Source organism: Streptomyces sp. NPDC054047 (genome assembly GCF_055585065.1).
Genome location: NZ_JBVJKV010000003.1, coordinates 929,294 through 953,351 on the forward strand (window position 1 = coordinate 929,294; position 24,058 = coordinate 953,351).

The following is a 24,058-nucleotide window of genomic DNA, read 5'->3' on the forward strand; positions in this document are numbered from 1 at the left end:
GAGGGGGCTGGGTGCGCGGATGGATCAGTTCACGCGTCGGACGGCGTCGGCCCAGAACGGTTCGCGCACGGCCTTGCGGTCGAGCTTTCCGTTGCGGTTGTGGGGGAGTTCGGCGACGAAGTCCACGGAGCGCGGCTTCTTGAGCCGGTCCAGGCGCTCGGCACAGAAGGCGATGAGCTGCTCCGCGGTGACTCCGGCGTCGGGCTTTGCCACGACGACGGCCTTGACGGCCTCGCCCCACGTCTCGTCCGGCACGCCGATCACGCAGGCTTCGCGGACGGCGGGGTGTTCGTAGAGGGCGGACTCGACCTCGGTGCAGTAGATGTTGAACCCGCCGGAAATGATCATGTCCTTCTTGCGGTCGACGAGGAAGAGATAGCCGTCCTCGCGCATCCACGCCAGGTCACCGGTGTGCACCCAGCCGTCGCGGAAGGTCTCGGCCGACAGCTGCGGCTCCTGCCAGTACTCCCGTACGCAGTCCGGCCCGCGCACGATGACCTCGCCGATCTCGCGCGGCGCGCGCTCGCGGCCGCTCTCGTCGACGACCCGGATCTCGGTGTCGTACGAGGCTCTGCCGCAGGACTGCAGGAGCTCCGGGTCCTCCTTGACCGCGTGGGCGATCTCCTCGCTGCTCAGTCCGGCGACCACGCTGGTCGTCTCGCCCAGGCCGTACCCCTGGGCGACGACCGGTCCGAAGAACTCCACGGCGTCGCGCAGGCGCTGCGGCGAGATGGGCGCACCGCCGATGCGCACACTGGTCAGCGACGACAGGTCCCGCGCCGACGCGCCGGGATGGGCGAGCACCATGTTGAGCATGGCGGGCACGAGGAACGTCGCGGTGATGCGCTCCTTCTCCACCGCATCGACGAACGCCTCGGGGCTCCAGGTGGGCAGGACATGCGTCGTCGAGCCGCCGAACACCCCGGCGAGCAGGCCCATGCCGGTGGCGTGGGTGATGGGGCCGCAGGCGAGATAGCGGGTGCCGGGCCGCGGGTGGGACTCGTCGCTCATCAGCTGCTTGCGCATGTTCGCGAGCCGGTTGCCGACCGTCTGCACGGCGGCCTTGAGGGCGCCGGTGGAGCCGGAGGTGAAGTTCAGGACGCAAGGGGTGTGCTCGTCGACGTCGACGGCGACCGGCTCCTGGCTGCCTTCGGCGAGGAGCGTCTCGTAGGCGACGGCCGGTGTCCCTTCCTGGGACGGACCGTCGAGCGGGACCGGCAGGCAGTCGGTGCCGGCCGCGGCGATGGCGGCGAGCGCGTCCTCGCGGTGGGCCGCGTCGAAGACGAGGGCGCGTACGGGGGCGTAGCGCAGGATGTGCGCGATCTCCCCGCGGCCCAGGCGGGCGTTGACCGGGGCGCGCATCAACCCCGCCTTGTAGAGGGCGAATTCGACCTCCACCAGCTCGCCCCGGTTCCAGGCGAGCGAGGCCACGGCGTCGCCGGGGCGCAGGCCGCGGGCGAGCAGTGCGGAGGCCAGCCGGTCGGTGGCGGTGTCCAGCTGGTCGAAGGTCCACGAGCGGTCACCGCAGACAAGGGCCGTCGCCTGTGGCCAGTAGCGGGCGCTGCGGGTCAGATAGGTGCCGAGGTTCATCACGGTTCTCCGGAGCAGAGGAGCAGAACAGGGGAGCGGGCAGCACGAAGCATGCAAATAAACATGATGCTCAATAATGGACAGCTTGTTCAGTAACCTCTGACCTGTCAAGGGTCTTCTAGACTGGGGCCGCAATCACGACTGCGGGCGAGGAGGGCTTACATGGCCGAGGACAGGCGGACACGACGTTCGCGACGGGCTCTGGGCTCGGCGTTGGTGGAACTGGTCCTCGAGCGCGGGTTCACCGCGCTGACCGTGGAGGACATCACCGAGCGCGCCGATGTGGCACGCGCGACCTTCTACGCGCACTTCAAGGACAAGGAAGGCCTGTTCGCGCGCGTGACGTCCGACCTGCTCGACGAGCTCGGCGAGAGGCTGCGCCCGACCATCGCCGACAGCGCCGTCGGTTTCACCGGCAAGCCGGTCCTGGAGATGCTGCGGCACGCCCGCGAGGAGCGTGATCTGTACCGGATCGTGCTGCGCGGCGAGGGGGACGGCAAGCCGCTGCAGATGTTCGTGGACACCTGCGCGCGGGCCACCGCCGAGGAGTTCCGCGCCCGTGCCGACCGCAACGGCGTCGAACCGCGCATCGACGCCGACCTCCTCGCCCGCGTCTGGGTGGGCGAACAGATCGCCGTGCTGCGCTGGTGGGCCGAGCAGGAGGCGCCGCCGATGCCCGCCGAAGAGGTCGTGCGCCAGCTGCTCGACCTGGCCCTACGCGGCCGCTACTGGGCCAGCGGCTTCGACGCGCCGGCCTGAGCGGGCCCGTCGGGGGTGAGGCCGAGGCGCCGCGCGTCCCGGTCCGGCCGTATGTACAGCAGTGCCGTGAGGCCGGACAGGAGCATGACCGCCGCGGCGAGCAGGAACGAGGCGGTGTAGCCCGCGCTCTGTGAGTCCGCGGTGTCCAGCAGGTGGCCGGTGAGAACGGGGGCGATGAGTCCGGGCAGCGTCCCCGTCGCGGCCACGATGCCGAAGAGGGCTCCGCGTTGATGGGTGGGGACGACGGCGGCCGTCGTCATGTAGTGCAGGGGGAAGGCGATGGCGTGCCCCCCGAACGCCACGCCGATCACGAGGACTTGGAGCCATCCGTCCCCCACGAACGAGAGGCTCGCCATGGCGAGCCCGGCGACGACGACGGCGATCCCCTGCGGCGCGCCCGTCGCCCAGCGGCTGGAAACGCCCCGCCGGTTCAGCGCGTCGGCGAACGGCGAGACCGCCAGGAGCAGGACGAAGCTGAAGGCGGAGATGCCGCTGATGACCGTCGCCGCGCCACCCGGTGTCATGCCGAGCTGGGTCCTGAAGTACGCCGGCAGCCACGCGTGACTGAGCGCCAGCGCCCATGACGCGCCGAAGGCACCCGCGATGCTCCCCAGGACCGTGCCGTTCAGGAGGAGTTTCCGGTACGGGAGCCGGAGTTCGCGCGGCTGCGCGGCGCTCGTGCCGCCGGAGCCGCGGGAGCCGCCCGAACCGCCCGTGCCGGAGTCGCCGGGGTGTGGGCGCGACTGCCCGAACGGCCCGTCGTGCCCGACCCGCCACCAGATGAGACTCCAGGTCAGGCTGGTCACCGCGAGCGCCGCGAACGCCGAGCGCCATCCGAAGGCCGTGATGAGCCAGGTGACGACGGGCGCCGCGACGAGGGTGCCGAGTGCGGCGCCGCTGATCTGCAGCGCCGACGGCAGCCCGCGCCGGTCGTAGGGGAACCACTTGTACAGCGCGTGCATGGACATCGAGGCGGCGGGCCCCTCGGCCGCGCCGAGGAGCACCCGCCCCGCGATCAGCGTCGGCACCGCCGCCACGACCAGCACGGGCAGTTGGGCCACCGCCCACAGCAGGGCCATGGTGAACAGCAGGGCCCGGCTGGAGACGCGCGCCGAGACGAACCCGACGACGAGCCCGGACAGGCTGAACAGGATCGAGAACGAGCTGGAGATCAATCCGTACGTGCTGTTGCTGATGTCCAGCTCATCCATGATCGGGACGGCCGCGAGCCCCAGAACGGACTTGTCGGCGTAGTTGATCAGCATGAACGTGACGATCATCGCGGTGATCAGCCAGGCGCGCCGCCGGTCGAACTCGGGTGACGCCGGGCTGTCTTCGAGGGGCGGCGGGGGTGAGGTGTGCGGGATGGCCATGGGGACTCCTGCGGTCGGGGGAGCAGGGGCGGGTGTGGCGAGAGGGCATGCGGAGGAGAGGCACGCGGAGGCCCGGAGTTCGAGGTCGCGGCAGTGTCACCGTAATGAACAGTCTGTATGTTAACGATTAGAGTGAAGTGAATCTATGGCTTGATGATGCCGACTTGATGCTGCTGACAGGAGCGATCCATGACGCGACCCATGACGCGATCCATGACCGAGACCGCACCACTGAGTGACCTCATGTGGACCCGCGGATACACGGACCCCGACTGGGTCCGGCGCTACACGACCGCGGGCCGCGAGATCTCACCCAGCCGACGGGTGTGGCGGGGCGCAGGGCCCTCCTCCGCCCTCCCCGCCAGGCCGCACGACCTGGACGCCCTGGAGATGTCCGCTCCGGACGGGTCCACGCTCAAGCTCCCGGAGCTGTTCGCGGCCGCCCGGACCGACGCCCTCGTGGTGCTGCACCGCGGCTCCGTCGTCTATGAGCGACACCTTCATGGGACGGAGCCGCACACGCCCCACTTCAACGCCTCGGCCGCCAAGTCCTACCTGGGCCTGGTGGCGGCGATGCTCGCGCACGAGGGACTCCTGGACCGCACGGCCCTGGCCTCGCACTACGTCCCCGAGCTGGCGGGAACGGCCTTCGGCGAGGCCACGGTCGACCACCTGCTCCACATGGGCACGCACATGAGCTACGCGGGCCGACGCTTCGACAAGACCATCGAGGCACAGCGCTACTTCGCCGTCGTCGGACACCAACTCAGGCCCTACGGCTACAACGGCCCCACCAGCATCCGCGAACACTTGGCCACCGCACGGGCCACCGGCGCACCGGGCACCGAGTTCCGCTACGAGAACGGCAACGTCGAAGCCCTCGCCGAAGTCCTCCGCCGGATCACCGGGATCAGCACCTCCGCCCTGGTCGGCGAACTGATCTGGTCCCACCTGGGCGCGGAGGAAGACGCGTACTACATCCTCGACGGCGAAGGCGTCGAAGCGGCGTGCGGCGGATTCAGCGCCACGGCCCGCGACGTGGCCAGGCTCGGCGAGATGCTCCGCCGCGGTGGCACGGTCGGGGAGCGGCAGGTGGTGCCGGAGGCCGTCGCCACCACCATCGCCAGCGGGGTTCCCGACGGCTATCCCCGGCGCGTCCGCTTCCCGGCCGCGCCCCCCGACTCGCCCGCCACGTTCTCGTACCACGACCTGTGGTGGATCCTGAACGACCCCTACGACTCCTACATGGCCAGCGGAATCCACGGCCAGCGCCTGTTCGTCTCACCCCGACTGGATCTCGTCGTCGTCCACTTCGGATCCCAGGTCATGTCCCCCTCCGTGCCACCAGCCCCGCTCGTCCAGGCCTTCCTTCAGATCGGCACCCACCTCACCTCCGGGAACTGAGCGGGAACCAGAAGAGAGCCGCGGCCGACCACTGGTGAGCACGTCCCGAACGACGCGGACGGCTCACTGGATCGAGGTCGCGGCAGCATGCACTGGTACGAGGACGACGGATTCTGGTCCGACTTCTCCGAGACGATGTTCTCCGAGCGGCGGCGTGCGGAGACGGCGGACGTCGTCGCCCACTCGCCGCTGCTCGGATTCCCGGCGGGCAGCCGCGTCCTGGACCTGTGCTGCGGGCCGGGCCTGTACCTGGTGCCGCTGGTCCGCCGCGGCTACACGGTCACCGGAGTGGACCTCAGCGCCGAGCTACTGAAGCGCGCCCGCGCCGTGTGCGACGACGCCGCGGTCGATGTGCGCCTGATCCGGGCGGACATGCTCACCCACGTCGAGCCGGACGCGTACGACGTGGTGCTCAACGTCTTCACCTCCTTCGGCTACTTCGACGACCCGCGGGACAACTTCCAGGTGCTGCGCAACGCCCATGACTCGCTGGCGCCGGGCGGGCAGCTGCTCATCGACGTGATGGGCAAAGAGGTGCTCGCCGGCTGGATCGGCCGCCCCCAGATCGTCGAACTCGACGGCGCGTACGTGGTGCAGCGCGACACCGTCCTGGACAGCTGGACCCGACTGCGGACCGACTGGACGCTCGTGCGCGACGGGGTCGCGCGCGAGGCCTCGATCACCTCCTTCCTCTACAGCGCGGCCGAGCTGCGCGCCCTCTTCGAAGAGGCGGGCTTCACCGACGTGGAGTGCTTCGGCGGCTTCGACGGCGCGCCCTACGACCACCGGTCGCGGCGCCTGATCGTGCGAGGAACCAAGCCCGGTCGGTGACCGGGCAGTTCATGAATCTCCGGGAACTCGGCGGCGACGCCCGCCGACTAACTGGATCGTGCCGCACCGCGCGGGAGCGGCGCGCCGCTGTGAACTGCCCAATGGGTGAAGGGACTTCATGACCGAGGCCACAACCGGGGCCGCCTCCCCGAAGACAGCCCCCTACGAGCCGACGGCCGGCAAGGCGGGCCGCGGGCGGCTCGTGACCACGCTGACGGTGCTCTCCGTGACGCTGGTGATCTCCGTGCTCGCCGGGATCGCGCTCGGGCCGACCGTCGTGCCGCTCGGGGACGTCGTACGGTTCCTGACCGCCGCCCTCACCGGCGGCAGCATCGGCGCCGACGAGGTGAGCGGCTACTCCATCGTCTGGCACGTGCGCACCCCGCGCGTGCTGCTCGCCGCCGTGGTCGGGGCCGGGCTCGCCGTCGTCGGCGTCGCCATCCAGGCGCTGGTGCGCAACGCCCTCGCGGACCCGTTCGTCCTCGGCATCTCCTCCGGCGCCTCGGTCGGCGCCACCGCGGTCGTCGTCTTCGGGGTCTTCGCCTCTCTGGGTGTCTACGCCCTGTCCGCCGCCGCGTTCCTCGGGGCGCTCGGCGCCACCGTCCTGGTGTATCTGGCCGCGCGAGGGCCGCTGGGCCTGACGCCGTTGCGGCTCGTGCTCACCGGGGTCGCGCTGGCGTACGGGTTCCAGGCGCTGATGAGCGTCCTCGTCTTCCTCTCCCCGAACGGCCAGGCCGCCCGCACGGTGCTGTTCTGGCTCCTGGGCAGTCTCGGCTCGGCGTCCTGGGAGTCGCTGCCGCTGGCGGCCGGCGCCGTCCTGGTGACGGTCGTGGTGCTGCTGCGCCAGAGCCGCTCGCTCGACGTCCTCTCGCTGGGGGACGAGACCGCGGCCAGCCTGGGGGTGGACGCGGAGGCGCTGCGCCGCCGCCTGTTCCTCCTCACGGCGGCGGTCACCGGGTTGATCGTCGCGGTCAGCGGCGCGATCGGCTTCGTCGGGCTCGTCCTGCCCCATGTCGTGCGCATCCTCGTCGGCTCGACGCACCGCCGGGTCCTTGCCGTCGCACCGCTCGCCGGGGCCTGCTTCCTGGTCTGGGTCGATCTCGTCGCCCGTACCGCGTTCGCCCCCGAGGAGCTGCCGCTCGGGGTGATCACCGCACTGATCGGCGTACCGGTGTTCATCGTGCTGATGCGCCGCCGCGGCTATCTGTTCGGAGGGCGGTAGATGACCCTCGTACTGCGCGAGCTCACGGTCGAGGCGGCGGGGCGCGCCCTGGTCGACCGGTTGAACATCGAGGTGGCGGCCGGGCGGATCGTCGGGCTCGTCGGCCCGAACGGCAGCGGCAAGTCCACCGCGCTGCGCTGCGTCTACAGAGCGCTGAAACCGACGTCGGGCGCCGTGCTCCTGGACGGCGACGACCTGACCTCCCTCAAGCTGCGCGACAGCGCCCGCTCCATCGCCGCGCTCACCCAGGAGAGCCACACCGAACTCGACTTCACCGTCGAAGAGGTCGTGGCGCTCGGCCGCGCCCCGCACGCACGCGGCAACCAGCCCCTCACCGCACGCGAACACGCCCTGTGCCGCCAGGCGATGGACCGTCTCGACGTCACCCACCTCGCGGACCGCAGTGTGCTCACCCTCTCCGGCGGCGAGCGGCAGCGCGTGCTCGTGGCGCGCGCCCTCGTCCAGGAACCCCGCGTCCTGGTCCTCGACGAGCCCACCAACCACCTGGACATCCGCCACCAGGTCGAGCTCCTCTCCTTCCTGCGCGGATCGGGCCTCACCGTGCTCACCGCCCTGCACGACCTCAACCTGGCGGCCGCCGCCTGCGACAGCATCGCCGTCCTCAGCGCCGGCTCCCTGGTCGCCACGGGCAGCCCGGCGGAGGTCTTGAACCCCGAGCTGATCCGCAAGGTGTTCGGCGTCGACGCCACCGTCGTGCACCACCCGCGCACCCAGGCGCCCCAACTCGTCTACGACCTCGCCCCCACCGGCACACCGGCACCCGCCGACGCCCTGTCAGAAGGACCGCACTCATGATCCGACCACCGCTGCCCCGCGCCCTGGCAGCCGCCGCCCTCCTCACGACCGGGCTCCTGACCACCGGCTGCGGCGCCGAGGTCGAGCCGACGGCGAAGAACAAGGCGGAGACGGTCACCGTCTCCAACTGCGGCAAGGACGTCACCTACACCCGTCCTGAGCGCCCGGTGGCCTACGACGTCAGCGGCGCCGAGAAGATGTTCTCCCTCGGCCTCGCCGACCGCATGCGCGGCTACGTCATGAACAAGCTCGGTGACCCTTCCATCAAGGGCTCGCCCTGGCGCGCGGACTACGCCGACGTGGAGCGCCTGGGCACCGAGCGCATCACCCGGGAGATCGTCGTCGACGCCAAGGCCGACTTCGTCCTCGCCGGATGGAACTCCGGCTTCAGCGAGGAACGCGGCATCACCCCCGCCCTTCTGAAGAAGGTCGGGTCCGCCAGCTATCTGCACACCGAGACGTGCTGGGACTACGGCGACAAGAGCGTCGACGTCACCCCGCTGGAGGCGCTCTACACGGACCTGGACAACCTGGGCCGGATCTTCGGCGTGCAGAAGCGGGCCGAGAAGGTCGTCACCGACCTCAAGGGCCGCGTCACCGCCCTGAAGAAGACCTGGCCCGAGAAGGGCGATCCGGCCAAGGTCTTCGTCTACGACTCGGGCACCGACCAGCCCTTCACCGCGGGACGCCACGCCGCGCCGAACGACATCATCAAGGCCGCCGGTGGCACGAATGTCTTCGACGGCCTCGACAAGGGCTGGACGACGGTGGGTTGGGAGCCCGTGATCAAGGCGAAGCCCGAGGTCATCGTCATCATCGACTACGCCGACCAGCCCGCCAAGGAGAAGATCGCCTACCTGAAGTCGCTCTCCAGCCTGCAGTCGGTCCCGGCCGTGCAGGAGAGCCGCTTCTTCGTCATGTCCTACGGCGACGCCGTCAGCGGCCCGCGCAACGTCAAGGGCGCAGAGGATCTGGGCGGCTACCTCCGGTCGGTGGGGCGATGACCTCCTTGATCCCCTCGCCGCCTTTGCGTACGGCAGAAGCCCCCGCGGTCACCGTCCACGGGCACATCACCGACGCGATGAAAGCCCCCGACCTGCTGCGGCTCTCCGACAACGTCGTGCTCGCACGCTTCGAGACGATGAAGGTGTACGCGGCGCTCGGCGCCGTGCGCACCCTCCTGGAGCACGGCACCGTGCGGCCCGGCCAGACCCTCGTCGACAGCTCGAGCGGCATCTACGCGCTGGCCCTCGCCATGGCCTGCCACCGCTACGGCCTCGGCTGCCACATCGTCGCCTCCACCACCGTCGACACCGCGATGCGCGCCCAGCTGGAGATCCTCGGCGCCACCGTGGACCAGATGCCGCCTTCGGACAGCCTGCGGCTCGACCAGGAGCGGCGGGTGCGCCGCGTGCGCCAACTGCTCGCGGAACGCACCGATCTGCACTGGATGCGCCAGTACCACGACGGCGTCCACTACGCCGGCTACCAGGAGTTCGCGGACCTGGTCGACGCCGCGCTGCCCGACGCCCCGCTGACCGTGGTCGGAGCCGTCGGCACCGGCGCCTCCACCGGCGGACTGGTCCAGCCGCTGCGCCAACGCGGCCGGAAAGTAAGGCTGTTGGGGCTACAGCCCTTCGGCAGCGTCACCTTCGGCAGCGAGGGCTTCAGCGACCCGGAGGCGATCATCGCCGGGATCGGCAGCTCGATCCCCTTCGACAACGTGCGCCACGACCTGTACGACACCCTCCACTGGGTCGACTTCCGGCATGCCATGGCGGGAGCCGTCGACCTGCTGCGCGCGCACGCGGTGTTCGCGGGCCTGTCCACCGGGGCGGCGCACCTCGTCACGGCCTGGGAAGCGGCCCGCAACCCGGACCGGACGCACCTGGTGATCGGCGCCGACACGGGACACCGCTACACCGAACGGGTGTTCTCCCGTCACCAGGAGGCGCTCGACCCGCGCGCCCTCAAGCCGCACCAGATCACCGACCTGGCCGACCTCGCGCTGCCGTGGTCGGCGATGGAGTGGAACCGGCGCAGCTACGACGTACGCATGAACAAGCACGACAAGCACGACAAGCACGACAAGGAAGGGAAGGCGTCGTGACCATCGCCGCCCTGGAAGCACTCACCTTCGGCCTCGGACGCCTTGTGGAGGCGGCCGGTACCGCCGGCCACCGGCTCTGCCTGCTCACGGGCGACCGCGCCGTCTACCGGCACGAACTGGAGCGTCTGGAACCGGGAGCGCTCGACATCGTCGACGTCGACACCCGCGACGCGGCAGCCTCCGCCGCGGCCCTGGCCGCCGTGCCCGGTCTGAAGGGGCTCATCAACTCGACCGACACCTGGAGCGTGCCGGGCGCGGACCTCGCCGCCGAACTCGGCCTGCCCGGACCCGGCCCGGCCGCGGTCCGTCTGCTGCGGGACAAGTCCCGCGTACGCAACCTCCTCCACGCACAGGGCCTGAGCCGGGGCCCCGCCCTCACGATCCCGGCCGACCCCGCGGCGGCCGACGAGGTGCTCCAGAAGATCGGCCTGCCGGTGGTCCTCAAGGACTCCGCGGGCACCTCCTCCCGCAACGTCTGGCTGGTGCGCGACGAACGGCAGCTGCATGCCGCTCTCCGGGAAGCGGCCCACCGCTCCTTCTCCGGGCGGCTGTTCGCGGAGCCCTTCTTCGCCGGTCCCGTCTACAGCGCGGAGACGCTCGGCTGGGCGGGGGAGACGAAGCTCCTGGGCGTGCTCAGCCGCCAGATGTCCCCCGAGCCGTCCGTCCGCGAGGAGGCCGCCGCCTTCCCCGTCGCCCTGCCGGAACCGGAGTTCGCCCTGATCCAGGACTGGGTGGGGCGCGTCCTGAAGACCGCGGGCCATGACGCGGGCTTCGCGCACGTCGAGTTCGTCCTCACCACCGACGGCCCTGAGCTCGTCGAGATCAACCGGCGCATCGGCGGGGCGCTCGTCGGCGAGGCACTGTGCCGCGCCCTGCGCACCAACGTGTACGACGCGATGGTCTCCGTGGCGCTCGGCCTGCGCCCCGCCCTCCTCGACGCACCGGCGGCCACGGGCCCCGCCACGGGATTCGTCCTCGTCTACCCCGACCGTCCCGGCACCCTCACCGGATGGACCGGCGTGGAAGGCCTCGCCGCCTTCCCCGGCTCGCCCGAGTGGTACCCCACCGCGGCCCCCGGTGACCGCCTGGCGCACGTGAGCGACCAGCGCGGCTGCACCGGGATCGTGCTGGCCGAGGGCGCGACCGCGGAACTCGCCCTGCACCGCGCGCTCAGCGCGGCCGGGAGCATACGGCCGCTCGTCGCCGCCGACGCCCCACAGTGACGCTCCTCGGCAAGCCGCGCGGGCGCCTGCGATCGGGCCTCGCGCGGCTCACCGGGCCGCAGCGGTTCCTGCTGGCCGGGTCGTTCCTGATCCCGCTCGGCAGCTTCGCCGTGCTGCCCTTCATGTCGGTGCTGCTCCATCAGCGGCTCGGCATGGGGCTCGGCACGGTCGGCGTCGTGCTGGCCGTCGCCTCGCTGGTGCAGTTCTCCGGCGGCGTGGTGGGCGGCGCGATCGCCGAGCGCGTCGGGCTGCGGCGCACGATGCTGCTCGCCCTGGTGATCCGCACGGCGGGCTTCGCCTGCTTCCTGCCCGGCCTTCACCATCCGGCGGCAGCCGTCTTCGCCCTCTTCCTCGTCTCGGTCGGCGCCGCGCTCTACCTGCCCGCGAACAAGGCGTACTTGATACACGAGGTACACGAGGTCGATGAGGAACAGCGCCCCTTGCTGCTGTCCGCGAGCAGCTCCGCGCTGAACGCGGGCATCGCCCTGGGGCCGCTCGCGGCGGCGCCGTTCGTCCTCGGCGCATCGGCCGGACTCTTCACCGCGGTCACCGCGCTGTTCGCGGCGATCACGGTGGGCCATGTGCTGCTGCCGGGGGAGGGCCCCGGCCACGGGCGGGCCGTCGGGGCCGGACAGGAAGGCCGACCTGCCCACCGGGAACGGGTGTTCACGGGTATCGCCGCACTGCCCTTCGCGACCACCGTCCTGAGCCTGTACGTCTTCATGTTCTTCCAGCACTACCTCGCGCTGTACGCGGTGCCCCGCACCTCGGCGACGTACTACGGCCTGGTCCTCGCGCTCTACGCCCTTCTGCTCGTCGTCGCCCAGCCCCTCCTCGCGGACTGGATCACGCGCCTGCCGTACGCCCGGGCCCTGGGGGTCGGCTTCGGCGCGATGGCCGTCGGCATGGCCACGCTCGCCGTCGGCAACCACGCCGCGATCCTGGCCGGGGCCCTGCTCGTCTGCGTCGGCGAGATCGTCCTCTTCTTCAAGAACGACCTCGAGGCCCTGGCCCGGTCGCCCCGCGCACCCGCCGTCGTGTTCGGCCACCAGCGGCTGGCGGCCGGAATCGGCGCCTTCGCCAGCGGAGTCGCCGGGGGTGAGGGCTACCAGCTGGCCGAGCGCGGCGGCAGCGCAGGGCTGTTCTGGGTCGCGGTCGCCGCGCAGTGCGCCCTTCTGCCGCTGCTCCTGAGGTGCTGGTCCGCTCTCACAGGCCGAGGTCGCTGAGGCCGGGGTGGTCGTCCGGGCGGCGGCCGAGCGGCCAGTGGTACTTGCGGTCGGACTCCTGGATGGGCAGGTCGTTGATGCACGCGTGACGGACACGCATCAGGCCGTCGTCGTCGAACTCCCAGTTCTCGTTGCCGTATGAGCGGTACCAATGCCCGGAGTCGTCGTGCCACTCGTAGGCGAAGCGCACCGCGATGCGGTTGCCGTCGTGCGCCCACAGTTCCTTGATCAGGCGGTAGTCCAGCTCTCGGACCCACTTGCGGGACAGGAAGGCGACGATCGCCTCGCGCCCCGTGACGAACTCCGCGCGGTTTCGCCAGCGGGAGTCCTCGGTGTAGGCGAGGGCCACCTTCTCGGGGTCGCGGGAGTTCCAGCCGTCCTCGGCGAGGCGGACCTTCTCGGACGCGGTCTCCAGGGTGAACGGCGGGACAGGCGGGCGTGCGGTCATGGCTCTCTCCTGAACGCTGGAACGCTGGTACGCCACCACGAGAACGGTCGTTCTCCGGCGTGGGACCCACGATAGGAGAACGGCCGTTCTCGCGCAATGATGCGGGAGCGCTCAGGGCCGTAGTAAGGTCGGAGAACGCCCGTTCTCAGCTTGCCGCCCTCGCCCTCTGGAGCTCTCATGGACCGCGCCGAAGCGGAGGTCAGACTCCTCGACGCCGCCGAGAGGCTCTTCTACGAGCGCGGTATCCAGGCCGTGGGCATGGATCAGGTGCGTGCGGCCTCGGGCGTCTCGCTCAAGCGGCTGTATCAGGTCTACCCCTCGAAGTCGGAACTGGTCCTCGCCTGCCTGGAGCGCCGCGACCTGCGCTGGCGCACCCGGCTCGCCGAGTACGTGGAGAGCGGGCCGGACGGGGTGGAGCGCGTCCTCGCGGTCTACGACTGGCTCTACGAGTGGTTCTCGGAGCCGGACTTCCGGGGCTGCGCCTTCATCAACTCGTTCGGCGAACTCGGTTCCGTCGACCCGGCGGTGGCCGACATCGTCCGCGCGCACAAGAGCGCCTTCCACGACTACATGGCAGGACTTGTGGCCGACGCGGGCGCGTCGGGGCAGACTGTCGGCCCGTTGGTCCTGCTCGCGGAGGGGGCCATGACGACGGCCGCGACAACAGGTTCACCCGAACCGGCGCGCCAAGCCCGGCTGGGCGCCGCCCAGTTGCTGGCGGCGCGCTGACCGCCGGTCACGGACCGCCGGTCGCTCCACAGGAAGACAGAAAGAAGCGGGAAGAAGACTGATGGCGAAGACGTATCGCATCGGTTTCGGCACACGCCTGATCAACGGCGTGTTCCGGACGATGACCCGGTTCGGGATCGGTAAGGGCTACCGGTACATCCTGACCGTGCGCGGCAGGAAGTCGGGCCGCATGTACTCCACCCCGGTCGACGTGATGTCGGACGGGGGCGAGCGCTGGGTCGTCGGCGCCTACGGGGTGAGCAACTGGGTGCGCAACGCCCGCGCGGCCGGGCAGATCGAGCTCAGCAGGGGTGGCACGTCGCAGACCGTGCGCGTGGTCGAGCTCGGCCCCCAGGAGAGCGTCCCCGTCCTTCGTCAGTACTGGCGTGAAGTGCCCGTCACCCGCGCCTACTTCGACGTGACGGCCGACTCGACGGACGAGGAGTTCGCCGCCGAGTCGGTACGTCATCCGGTGTTCCGCCTGGTCTAGGTCAGCCGGCCTTCGCCCCCGTGTGCAGCGCCAGGGCGCCGCGCGCGGGCAGGGTGGTCTCGATCTTCCCGTCGTCCCCGACGGTGACCGTGTTGCCGTCGCAGCTGTCCGCGGATGCCTTGGCGACGTTGCAGTACGTGCCGCCGGGCAGGGAGGTCGAGAACGTCCGGGTCAGCTCGCCGTCGCCGTTGTTGAGGGCGACGAAGCCCTTGGCGCCGCGGCCGAAGGCGAGGGCGCTGCCGCCGTTGTCCCACCAGTCGGTCAGCTCCGCGCCGCCCACCTCGTTGCGGAACCCGACCAGGCCGGTGATCGCCTGCTGGGTGTGCGTGTTCGTCCAGCCGTCCACGTCGCTGGGCGGGCCCGCGTCCTTGTCGGACCACTCGTAGCCGGAGTACACGTTCGGCGAGCCGTAGGGGGACGCGAGCATGAAGACGTTGGCCAGGGCGTAGGTCGCGCCGTCCTTGTAGGTGAGCGTCGAGCCGTTGCGCTCGGTGTCCCAGTTGTCGACGAACGTACGGGCCGAGCCGCTGCCCAGCTTGCCGTCCGCCACCGACTTCAACTGCGCGATGTCGCCGCCCTGGAAGGCGCTCTTGAGGTGCCCGCCGTAGCGGAACTCGTCGACGTCCCCGATGCCGGTGTACTCGTCGGGCTGGACGGCCTCCCCGCCCCCGTGGATGACCTCCGACACCCAGAATCCGGGGTCGCTCATCTTGCCCTTGATGGCGGCGATGTCGTCGGCGGCCATGTGCTTGGCGGCATCGATGCGCAGGCCGTCCACGCCCAGGGACCGCAGGTCGTCGAGGTACGCGGCGATCTTGCCGCGCACCGCGTCGCTGCCCGTGTCGAGGTCGGCCAGGCCCACCAGTTCGCAGTTCTGGACGTTGTCACGGTTGGTGTAGTCATTGATGCTCGTGCGGCAGGTGTGGAAGTCCGCGTCCTGGAAGTAGCCGGGGTAGTCGTACTTGCCGTACTGCGTGCCGCCGGTGCCCGTGCCCGAGCCGGCCGCCATGTGGTTGATGACCGCGTCCGCGATGACCTTGACGCCCGCCTCGTGGCAGGCGTCGACCATGCTCTTGAAGGCGGCGCGGTCGCCGAGGCGCCCGGCGAGCTTGTAGCTGACGGGCTGGTACGAGGTCCACCACTGGTCGCCCTGGATGTGCTCGGAGGCGGGTGACACCTGGACGTAGCCGTAGCCCGCCGGGCCGAGCTCATCGGTACAGGCCTTGCCCACGTCCGCGAACTGCCGCTCGAACATGGTGGCGGTGACGGTCCTGTCGCCGGGCGGTGTCGCCTGCGACTGCGAGGGCGCGAACGTCGCGAGTCCGGCCGCGGCCAGGACCCCGGCCGACGTGGCGCCGAGCAGGCGGTGACGGTGCTGCATGGTGCGGCTCCTTCGAGACCGGGCACAGCAGTGCCCAAAGAAGGGCAGCCACTCGTGGGGGGAGGCTGCCGTGGGGGGATTCCGATGCGGAGCCTGCCGCCCACGCATGTACGCGTCAATACTTTCTGCAAGATATTTCAACTACCGCTGTCAGGTGCGGGTGTTGGTGTCCATTGCGACGGATGTGGCCGCGATCTCGACGCCTGGATGGCGTGGCTGTACGGCGCGACCTGCGGGGAGTCCTGCTGCAAGAAGTTGCGTGAATTCAGTTCTTACTCAGGGGTAGGCTCGCCCGCTCTCCTTGTTATACGGTCCGTCTAACAAGCGGGCCGCGGCGCGTTGCGGGACGGCGCCCGGTCCGTTGCCTGAGCGAACAAGAGAACGTACGCATCAGAGTCAAGGAGCCGCAGCATGGCAAGCAGCACTGTTCGGCCGACAGCGCAGGACCACCCCGAAGAGGACGACGTGGCCAGGCGACTGCTCGACTCGGCCGCCGTGTTGGCCTACGACCCGGCCACCGAAGTGGACTGGGAGACCCCCCTCGACAAGGACTTTCACGGCGCGAGCCCGGAATGGTGCTCCCTGTACGGCACGGCGTACTGGCAGGAGCTCACCGATGCGCAGCGCAAGGAACTGACGCGGCAGGAAGCCGCGTCGGTGGCCAGCACGGGCATCTGGTTCGAGATGATCCTCCAGCAAATGGTGCTGCGCGACGTCTACATGAAGAACCCCGCCAGTGCCGAAGTGCAGTGGGCGCTCACCGAGATCGCCGAGGAGTGCCGGCACTCGATCATGTTCGCCCGCGGCGCCGAGAAGCTGGGCGCGCCCGCCTACCGGCCCAAGCGGTTCGCGATGGAACTGGGCCGGGCGTTCAAGACGGTGGCCTTCGGCGAGGCGGCGTACGCCGCGATCCTCGTGGCCGAAGAAGTGCTCGACGTCATGCAGCGCGACTGGATGCGCGACGAGCGCGTCGTGCCCTTCGTCCGCACGATCAACAACATCCATGTCGTCGAGGAATCGCGGCACATGAAGTTCGCCCGCGACCAGACGAGCAAGCGCCTTGCCGGGGCGGGCCGACTGCGCCGACAGATCAACGCGTTCGTCGTCGCGATCGCGTCGTACTACATCGTCACCAGCATGGTGAACCCCAAGGTGTACGCGAACGCCGGGCTCGACGAGAAGCGCGCCCTCGCCGAGGCGAAGGCCAACGAACACCACAAGTCCATGATGCGCTCCAGCTGTTCGGGCCTGATGGAGTTCCTGGCCTCCGCCCGCCTGCTGACCAGGCCCGCGCTGGCCTTCTACAAGCGCGCCCACCTCATCTGAGCCGAACGAGTCGAGCCGACGCCATGACCTACGCCATCACCCAGACCTGCTGCAGCGACGCCACGTGCGTCGCCGTCTGCCCGGTCAACTGCATCCACCCGACGCCGCAGGAGCGGGCGTTCGGCAGCACGGAGATGCTGCACATCGACCCCACGACCTGCATAGGCTGCGGCGCCTGCGCCGACGCCTGCCCGGTCGAGGCGATCTTCCCGGTGGACAGCCTGCCCGTCGCGCAGCAGGAGTACGCGACGATCAACGCGGCGTACTACGCGGACCAGGCGCCCGAACCGGCCCCGGAGGGGCCGAACTTCCACGCCTGGGACGAGCCGACCTTCCCGCGCGTCCTGCCGTCGGACTTCGCGCCGCTGAAGGTCGCCGTCGTCGGCACCGGACCCGCCGGGATGTACGCGGTCCAGGACCTGCTCCTGCACACCAGCGCCGAAGTGACCCTGATCGACCGGCTGCCGGTCACCGGTGGCCTCGTACGCTTCGGCGTGGCACCGGACCACCCCGCCACCAGGAAGGTCGGCGACACCTTCGCACGCTTCCACACCCATCCGCGGGTGCGGATGCACCTGGGGCTCGACGTGGGCGCCGACGTCACCGCGCAGGAGCTTGCCGCACACCACGACGCGGTCATCTACGCCGTGGGCGCATCGGCCGACCGCACCCTGGCCGTCCCGGGCGAGGAACTGCCCGGCTCCATCTCCGCGCGGGCCTTCGTCGCCTGGTACAACGGCCACCCGGATGTGGCGCCGGACGCGATCGACCTGTCCGCCGAGCGCGTGGTCGTCGTCGGCAACGGCAATGTCGCCCTCGACGTCGCCCGAATCCTGCTCGCCGACCCCGACGGCCTCGCCCGCACCGACATCGCCGAGCCCGCGCTGGCGGCGCTGCGGGCCGGCAAGGTGCGCGAAGTGGTCCTGCTTGGACGCAGGGGCCCCGAGGACGCCGCGTACACCAGGTCCGAACTGCTCGCCCTCAAGCACGTCCCGGGCCTCGACCTGGTCGTCGACGACCACGACCCCCGGACCGCCCCGGCCATCGACGAGACCGATCCGCAGGCCGATCCCCAGGGCAGGGCGGCCCTCCTGCGAGGCGTCACGCGCGCCCGCGTCGACTGGGCGCAGCCGCCCGCACCCGGGCGGCGCATCGTGCTCCGCTTCCACTCCGCCCCGGTGGAGATGGTCGGCGACGCGGCCGTCGAAGGCGTGCGCGTCGTGGAGGGGACGGGGGAGCGGACCATACGGGCGGACATGGTGCTGCGCGCGATCGGCTACCGCGGGGTGCCGGTCGCCGGACTGCCCTTCGACGAGACCACCGGCACCGTGCCCCACGAGGGCGGCCGGGTGGCCGGACAGCCCGGCACCTACGTCGTGGGCTGGATCAAGCGGGGCCCCAGCGGCGGCATCGGCGCCAACCGCACCTGCGCCGCCGAGACGGTCACCACGCTCCTGGCCGACGCGGTCGCCGGCGCCCTGCCCGCACCCCGCTCCGCGCCCAAGGCCTTCCACCGGCTCGCCCGGCGGCGCAACCGCGCGGGGAGCCCCACGCCGAGCCGGTAGCGGCGGCAGCGGCGGCTCAGTCCGTGCGGGTCTCGGCCAAGGTGTGCGCGACCAGGGCGTTGGCGTGTCCGTGCCCCAGGCCGTGCTCGGTCTTGAGCCAGCCGACCAGTTCCATGTGCTTGGTCAGCGGCGAGGAGCGGATGAGGTCCTTCCACTCCCCGACAGGGCGCCCGTACTTCTTCTCGATCGAAGGGAAGTAGCTGGCAGGGCCCTTGGTGGCTTCGGTCATGGTGACGCCGTCCCGTCTTTCGGAGTGTTGTTACCAGTAGGACGGGTGGGGCCCGGTGAAGTCATCGGCCGGCCGGGGTGGCGTGGGTCACATGCCGTCCCGGCCGGAGTCTTCTCAGGTGGTGCCCGGCCTGGCTGCCAGGGGCCGAAGACCCCCTCTCGCGAACGATTGGCGGGGCCGCGAGGACGGGCTTAGCCTGGGGAGCAGTGGACGCCCCTGTTCACTGCATGGCCGACACGCCGGCAATCCCATGACGGGCTCTCGGACGACACCCTCAGAGCCTGCCGCCTCCCCGAAGCGGGGCAGCGGCAGCGGTATCGCACTCCTTGTCATCGCCTCGTGTCAGCTGATGGTGGTCCTCGACATCACCATCGTGAACATCGCCCTCCCCCACATCCAGACCTCGCTCGGCTTCTCCACCGAGACGCTGTCCTGGGTGATCAACGCCTACACACTGACCTTCGGCGGCCTGCTCCTGCTCGGCGGGCGGCTCGGCGACATCCTCGGACGCCGCAGAGTGTTCATGTTCGGCGTCCTGCTCTTCGTCTTCGCCTCGCTGCTCGGCGGACTCTCCCAGGAATCCTGGCAGTTGCTCGCCGCGCGCTCCCTGCAGGGCGTCGGCGGCGCCATCGCCTCGCCCACCGCCCTCTCGCTGATCACCACGACCTTCCGCGAAGGGCCCGAGCGCAACCGGGCGTTCGGTGTGTTCGCGGCGGTCTCGGCCGGCGGCAGCGCGATCGGCCTGCTCGCGGGCGGGCTGCTCGTGGAGTGGCTCGACTGGCGCTGGGTGCTGTACGTGAACATCCCCATCGGCCTGCTCATCGCCCTCGCCACACCCCGCTACATCCGCGAGTCCGAGCGCCACCCAGGGCACTTCGACATCCTCGGCGCGCTCACCTCCACGGCGGGCATGGTGCTGCTCGTCTACGGCTTCATCCGCGCCTCCGAGGACGGCTGGAGCGACAGCCTGACCATCGCTTCCTTCGGGGCGGCCGTCGTGCTCCTCGGCCTGTTCCTCGCCGTCGAGCGCCGCTCGAAGCAGCCCATCACGCCCCTGTGGATGTTCCGCGACCGCAACCGCGCCGGTGTCTACGGGATGATGCTGTGCCTGGCAGCGGCCATGTTCGGGATGTTCTTCTTCCTGACGCTCTTCGTGCAGAACATCCTGAACTTCAGCCCGCTGCGAGCCGGTCTCGCCTTCCTGCCGGTGAGCGCGATCATCGCGGTCGGCGCGGGACTCGCCTCCCAGCTGCTGCCCAAGTGGGGGCCCAAACCCTTCATGGTGGTGGGTGCGACGCTGGCCGCCGTGGGGCTCGGCTGGCTGACGCTGACCGACGTCGACAGCACGTACACGGGAAGCCTGCTCGGCCCCATCCTTGTCTTCGGCTTCGGCATGGGCATGCAGTTCGTGTCCCTGACGCTGATGGCGGTCTCGGGGGTGCGGCCGCAGGACGCCGGAGCGGCCTCGGGAATCCTCAACGCCACCCAGCAGGTGGGCGGTTCGCTCGGCCTGTCCGTCCTGGTCACCGTCTTCGGCACGGCAAGCCGCAACGAAGCCACCGACCAGGTGCCCCGCTTCCTGGCGGAGGCGACCCCGGCCCAGCGGCTGGAGTTCCGCAGGACGGGCGAGCTGCCGGGGCGCTGGGGCGACCAGGTCCTCGCCTCGGGCATCTCGAGTTCCTTCATCGCCGCCGCCGTCTTCGCCGTCGTCGCCGCGCTGATCGCCCTGATCATCATCCAGGTGCGGCCCGCCGACCTGGAGCGGCTGCAGGGCAACGGCGCCGCTCCGCCCGCGCCGGCCGGGCAGACGCATGCCGTCGACGCGCCGGAGCCGAGTGCGGACGCGCCCGACCCGGGTTCGGACGATGGTCCTCCGCCCCGCGACGGCCCTCCTGCGCGCAGCTGAATCCGCCCGTCGAGTGCGCTCCTTCCGGAGTGCTCGACGCCCGGTTCCCGGGTGGCCTGATTCCCTTGGTGTGCAGGCGAGTTGAGAATGGGCAGACGTAGTATGACCAGCCGATCGGGAGCGCGAGGGCGGTGGGGGCGGCGCGGGGCAAGGACCCATGGAGACGTGCGTGAACACGGACACCGACTACCGCTTGCTGGGCCCGGTCGAGGCGTGGCGCGCGGGCCGCAGACTCGCCCTGGGCGGCCCCAAGCCCCGCGCACTGCTCGCCGCGCTGCTCCTGGAGCCGGGGCGCGTGGTGTCCGTCGACGCGCTGATCGACGCCATCTGGGGCGAGAGGCCGCCGGACACGGCACGCTCCCTGATCCAGTCGTACGTCTCCGCGCTGCGCCGCGCGCTGTCCGCCGACGCCATCGAGACCCGGCCGCCCGGCTATCTGATCCACACCGACGCCACCCTCGTCGACCGCACCGAGTTCGATCGCCTCGCCGTACAGGGCAGGCAGGCCGCGGCCGACGGCGATCACGCCGCGGCGGCCCGGCTGCTGGGGGACGCCCTCTCCCTGTGGCGCGGCCCCGCGCTCGGCGGAATCGGCGAGACGCTGCGGGCCATGGCCGACCAGCTGGAGGAGGCGCGGCAGGCGGCCCTGGAGGAGCGCATCGCCGCCGAGCTGGCGCAGACGGGCCGCGAGAGGGAGCTGGTGGCCGAGCTCACCGCACTGGTCGCCACGCACCCCACCCGTGAACGGCTGCGCGGCCAACTCATGCTCGCCCTCTACCGACTGGGGCGCCAGGCCGACGCGCTCGCGGTGTACGTGGAGGGCCGCGACGTACTCGCCGAAGAGCTCGGCATCGACCCCAGCCCCGACCTCCGACGGATGTACGAGGCGATCCTGCGGGCCGACGAAGGACTGCTGCCCTCCACGAGCGACGCACCCGACCCCAGGAATCCCGCCGTCGTCCCGGTGGCGGCCCTCCTGCCGCCCACCATCGGCGACTTCACCGGCCGCGACACCCAGCTCGCCGACGTACGCGCCGCACTGTCGGGGCCCCGCGACGCCATGCCGGTCGTCGTCCTTTCCGGGCCCGGCGGCGTCGGCAAGTCCACCCTCGGCGTCCGCGCCGCCCACCAGGTCGCCGACGCCTACCCCGACGGGCAGCTGTACGCCGAGCTGCGGGGCGCCGCCGATCCCGTGGCACCCGGCGAAGTGCTCGGACGGCTCCTGTACGCCCTGGGGGCCGACCCGCCCGACGGGGACGCCGAGCGGCGCGACCTCTTCCGCAGCCTGGTCGCGGGGCGCCGCGTCCTGCTCGTGCTCGACGACGCGGCCAGCGAGTCCCAGGTGCGCCCGCTGCTCCCCGGGAGCGCCACCTGCGGGGTCCTGATCACCGCGCGGGCCCGCCTCGGCGCCCTGCCCTGCACCCACCGCGCCGATCTCGACGTCCTCGACACGGAGCCGGGCACCGAACTCCTCGGCCGCGTCGCGGGACAGGAGCGCGTCAGGGCCGAGCCGGACGCCGCCCGGCGCATCGTCGAACTGTGCGGCGGACTCCCGCTCGCCATCCGCATCGCCGGAGCCCGCCTCGCCACCCGCAGGCACTGGACCGCGCGCATGCTCGCCGACCGGCTCGCCGACGAACACCACCGCCTGGACGAACTCGCCGTGGGGGACCTGGAGGTGCGGGCAGGCCTCGGCATGAGCTACCGCGCCCTGGACGCCCCCGCCCGCACCGCCCTGCGCCGCCTGGGCCTGCTCGCCGCGCCCGACGTGGCCGCGTGGGTGGTCACCGCGCTGCTCGACGTGCCCGAAGCCGAGGCGGACCGTGTCGTGGAACAGCTCATCGACGCCCAGCTCCTGCACTGCACCGGCGTCGACCGCGCGGGCCAGCCCCGCTACCGGCCGCACGACCTCGTGCGCGTGTACGCCGCCGAACGCGCCGACGCCGAGGACCCGCCCGCCGAACGGGCCGCCGCCGTCGGCCGCGCCCTGGGCGCCTGGCTCTGGCTGACCGGCCGCGCCGCCTCCGCGACACCGTCCGGCGCCGTCGAACTGCACCGCGGGCTCCTGGACTCCAGCGGCACCGGCGGGTCCGCCGCCGTCGCCCTGCGCCGCCTCGTGCGGCCCGTCGGACCCGAGGCCACCCAGCGGGCCCTCGCCGACCCGGCAGCCTGGTTCGAGGCCGAGGCCGACGCGATAGCCGCCGCCGTCGAGCGCGCGGCAGCCCTCGACCTGCACACCCTCTCCTGCGAGGCGGCGGCCGCCCTGTGCTCGTCCGCGTACACCGTAGGCAACCGCTTCGAAGCCTGGTGGCGCACGCACGACGCCGCCCTGGCCGCCGCCCGCCGCGCCGAGGACCGAGCGGGCGAGGCCCTGCTGCTCATCGGCCTTGGCCAACTCCGCTACGAACAGGACCGGTTCCCCGAGTCCCAGGGCTACTTCACACAGGCGGCCGGGCTCTGCGCCGAACTGGGCGACGTACGCGGCCGGGCCGCCGCCTTCGCCGGGCTCGGCAGCGCCCTGCGGGAAGCGGGCCGGCTGCGCGCCGCGCAGGAGACCCTCGTCCGCGCCGTCGACGGCTTCCGCCGGCTCGGCGACGACCCGGGCATCGGCCTCTCCTGCCGGTACGCCGGGTCCGTCCAGCTCGAACTCGGCGACTTCGCGTCGTCGCGCGCCTTCCTCGACGAGTCGCTGCGGGCCTACCGCAGGCTCGGCAGCCGGCGCGGCGAATCCCTCACGCTGCGCTCGCTCGGCCTGGTGCACCGCGCGCTCGGCGAGTACGCGGCGGCGGAGGAGCTCTCCGGTCGCGCGGTAGACCTCCTGAGCACCCTGGGCGACCCGCTCATGCTCGCCTACGCCATGCAGGCACGGGCCAAGTCCCGCATCAGACTGGGCCGGTCGGCCGAGGCCGCGCCCGAGATCCGGCACGTGCTCGACGTCTGCCGCGGCCAGCGCGACCGCTTCGGCGAGGCTCTCGGCCTGCGCACCCTCGGCGAGTGCGAGCTCGCCGCGGGCCGCATCGACACCGCTGAACAGCACCTGACCGCGGCCGCCGCCCTCTGGAACGACCTGGAGCTGCCGCTGCCCCGCGCCCGCACCCTGCGCGATCTCGCCGCGGCGCGGGAGGCCGCGGGGGACCGGGCGGGGGCGGGCGCGCTGCGCGCCGAGGCGCGGGACGTCTTCACGGCATACGAGGCACGCGAACGGAACGAGCCGGGGCTCTGACCCCCCGTACCGGCACCCTGCGGTCCGCTTCTCGCGGACTTGCAGAGAAATTGCAGCGGCCTGCGTCACGCTCTGGTTGTCGGCGGGTGAACACGCCCCCGGCAACGGGGGATCGCAGGAAACAACGGGGGACTCAGCGGAATTCATCGGGGGAAGCACGGGGGAAGGCCACTGATGCCTCGTACGGCCCACACCACCGACACCGTC

Annotated in this window: 20 protein-coding genes; 15 read left to right on the forward strand and 5 right to left on the reverse strand. The window is 71.3% G+C overall.

What is annotated here, in order from left to right; genetic code table 11:
- Window positions 1–24: 24 nt before the first annotated feature.
- On the reverse strand, window positions 25–1,590 hold the full coding sequence (locus tag ACZ6ZP_RS15735) for a class I adenylate-forming enzyme family protein (RefSeq protein WP_469407100.1): 1,566 nt from the start codon (window positions 1,588–1,590) through the stop codon (window positions 25–27).
- Between the two features lie 162 nt (window positions 1,591–1,752).
- Between ACZ6ZP_RS15735 and ACZ6ZP_RS15740 the strand changes: the two genes are divergently transcribed.
- Window positions 1,753–2,349, forward strand: coding sequence for a TetR/AcrR family transcriptional regulator (locus ACZ6ZP_RS15740; protein ID WP_469407102.1), 597 nt, complete (start codon window positions 1,753–1,755; stop codon window positions 2,347–2,349).
- Here the strand turns inward: ACZ6ZP_RS15740 and ACZ6ZP_RS15745 are convergent.
- Complete coding sequence (locus ACZ6ZP_RS15745; protein WP_469407104.1) at window positions 2,316–3,722, reverse strand: MFS transporter; 1,407 nt, start codon at window positions 3,720–3,722, stop codon at window positions 2,316–2,318. The genes ACZ6ZP_RS15740 and ACZ6ZP_RS15745 overlap by 34 nt on opposite strands.
- Before the next feature lie 189 nt (window positions 3,723–3,911).
- On the opposite strand from ACZ6ZP_RS15745, the gene ACZ6ZP_RS15750 reads away from it, so the two are divergent.
- The 8 genes from ACZ6ZP_RS15750 (at window position 3,912) to ACZ6ZP_RS15785 (ending at window position 12,554) form a co-directional block, all read left to right on the forward strand.
- Complete coding sequence (locus tag ACZ6ZP_RS15750) at window positions 3,912–5,126, forward strand: serine hydrolase domain-containing protein (RefSeq protein WP_469407105.1); 1,215 nt, start codon at window positions 3,912–3,914, stop codon at window positions 5,124–5,126.
- Between the two features lie 87 nt (window positions 5,127–5,213).
- On the forward strand, window positions 5,214–5,957 hold the full coding sequence (locus ACZ6ZP_RS15755; RefSeq protein WP_469407106.1) for a class I SAM-dependent methyltransferase: 744 nt from the start codon (window positions 5,214–5,216) through the stop codon (window positions 5,955–5,957).
- Between the two features lie 202 nt (window positions 5,958–6,159).
- Complete coding sequence (locus ACZ6ZP_RS15760) at window positions 6,160–7,179, forward strand: FecCD family ABC transporter permease (protein ID WP_383824450.1); 1,020 nt, start codon at window positions 6,160–6,162, stop codon at window positions 7,177–7,179.
- Window positions 7,180–7,995 carry an ABC transporter ATP-binding protein gene (locus tag ACZ6ZP_RS15765; protein WP_351156127.1) on the forward strand — a complete coding sequence of 272 codons (816 nt, stop codon included), beginning with the start codon at window positions 7,180–7,182 and terminating at the stop codon, window positions 7,993–7,995.
- Window positions 7,992–8,999, forward strand: coding sequence for an ABC transporter substrate-binding protein (locus ACZ6ZP_RS15770; protein WP_366465216.1), 1,008 nt, complete (start codon window positions 7,992–7,994; stop codon window positions 8,997–8,999). The genes ACZ6ZP_RS15765 and ACZ6ZP_RS15770 overlap by 4 nt, the downstream gene beginning before the upstream one ends.
- Complete coding sequence (locus ACZ6ZP_RS15775; RefSeq protein WP_469407107.1) at window positions 8,996–10,105, forward strand: pyridoxal-phosphate dependent enzyme; 1,110 nt, start codon at window positions 8,996–8,998, stop codon at window positions 10,103–10,105. The genes ACZ6ZP_RS15770 and ACZ6ZP_RS15775 overlap by 4 nt, the downstream gene beginning before the upstream one ends.
- Complete coding sequence (locus ACZ6ZP_RS15780) at window positions 10,102–11,328, forward strand: ATP-grasp domain-containing protein (protein WP_469407109.1); 1,227 nt, start codon at window positions 10,102–10,104, stop codon at window positions 11,326–11,328. Before ACZ6ZP_RS15775 ends, ACZ6ZP_RS15780 begins: the two co-directional genes overlap by 4 nt.
- On the forward strand, window positions 11,325–12,554 hold the full coding sequence (locus ACZ6ZP_RS15785; RefSeq protein ID WP_469407110.1) for an MFS transporter: 1,230 nt from the start codon (window positions 11,325–11,327) through the stop codon (window positions 12,552–12,554). Before ACZ6ZP_RS15780 ends, ACZ6ZP_RS15785 begins: the two co-directional genes overlap by 4 nt.
- On the opposite strand, the gene ACZ6ZP_RS15790 is transcribed toward ACZ6ZP_RS15785, so the two are convergent.
- The gene (locus tag ACZ6ZP_RS15790) at window positions 12,535–13,002 is read right to left on the reverse strand and encodes a nuclear transport factor 2 family protein (protein WP_383824177.1); all 468 of its coding nucleotides are present in this window, start codon (window positions 13,000–13,002) and stop codon (window positions 12,535–12,537) included. The two genes, ACZ6ZP_RS15785 and ACZ6ZP_RS15790, sit on opposite strands and share 20 nt — an antisense overlap.
- 177 nt (window positions 13,003–13,179) lie before the next feature.
- On the opposite strand from ACZ6ZP_RS15790, the gene ACZ6ZP_RS15795 reads away from it, so the two are divergent.
- A complete protein-coding gene (locus ACZ6ZP_RS15795; RefSeq protein ID WP_361464705.1) occupies window positions 13,180–13,731 on the forward strand; it encodes a TetR/AcrR family transcriptional regulator in 552 nt (183 codons plus the stop codon).
- 61 nt (window positions 13,732–13,792) lie between these two features.
- A complete protein-coding gene (locus tag ACZ6ZP_RS15800; RefSeq protein ID WP_366463472.1) occupies window positions 13,793–14,221 on the forward strand; it encodes a nitroreductase/quinone reductase family protein in 429 nt (142 codons plus the stop codon).
- 1 nt (window position 14,222) lies between these two features.
- Here the strand turns inward: ACZ6ZP_RS15800 and ACZ6ZP_RS15805 are convergent, their stop codons facing one another.
- Entirely contained in the window at window positions 14,223–15,602 is a 1,380-nt protein-coding gene (locus ACZ6ZP_RS15805) for an alpha-amylase (RefSeq protein ID WP_469407112.1), read from the reverse strand.
- Window positions 15,603–16,013: 411 nt separating this feature from the next.
- Between ACZ6ZP_RS15805 and ACZ6ZP_RS15810 the strand changes: the two genes are divergently transcribed.
- Together ACZ6ZP_RS15810 and ACZ6ZP_RS15815 are read left to right on the forward strand one after the other, a co-directional pair.
- Entirely contained in the window at window positions 16,014–16,928 is a 915-nt protein-coding gene (locus ACZ6ZP_RS15810; RefSeq protein ID WP_351156102.1) for an AurF N-oxygenase family protein, read from the forward strand.
- A 23-nt stretch (window positions 16,929–16,951) separates the two neighbouring features.
- Entirely contained in the window at window positions 16,952–18,493 is a 1,542-nt protein-coding gene (locus tag ACZ6ZP_RS15815; protein ID WP_469407114.1) for an FAD-dependent oxidoreductase, read from the forward strand.
- Window positions 18,494–18,509: 16 nt separating this feature from the next.
- On the opposite strand, the gene ACZ6ZP_RS15820 is transcribed toward ACZ6ZP_RS15815, so the two are convergent.
- The gene (locus ACZ6ZP_RS15820; protein ID WP_351156098.1) at window positions 18,510–18,722 is read right to left on the reverse strand and encodes a DUF4287 domain-containing protein; all 213 of its coding nucleotides are present in this window, start codon (window positions 18,720–18,722) and stop codon (window positions 18,510–18,512) included.
- 250 nt (window positions 18,723–18,972) lie between these two features.
- Between ACZ6ZP_RS15820 and ACZ6ZP_RS15825 the strand changes: the two genes are divergently transcribed.
- Together ACZ6ZP_RS15825 and ACZ6ZP_RS15830 are read left to right on the forward strand one after the other, a co-directional pair.
- Window positions 18,973–20,628 (forward strand): MFS transporter, encoded by a 1,656-nt coding sequence (locus tag ACZ6ZP_RS15825; protein WP_366463470.1) that lies wholly within the window; start codon window positions 18,973–18,975, stop codon window positions 20,626–20,628.
- Window positions 20,629–20,797: 169 nt separating this feature from the next.
- Window positions 20,798–23,851: an AfsR/SARP family transcriptional regulator gene (locus ACZ6ZP_RS15830; protein ID WP_366463469.1), complete on the forward strand. Its 3,054-nt coding sequence runs from the start codon at window positions 20,798–20,800 to the stop codon at window positions 23,849–23,851.
- Window positions 23,852–24,058: the final 207 nt, after the last annotated feature.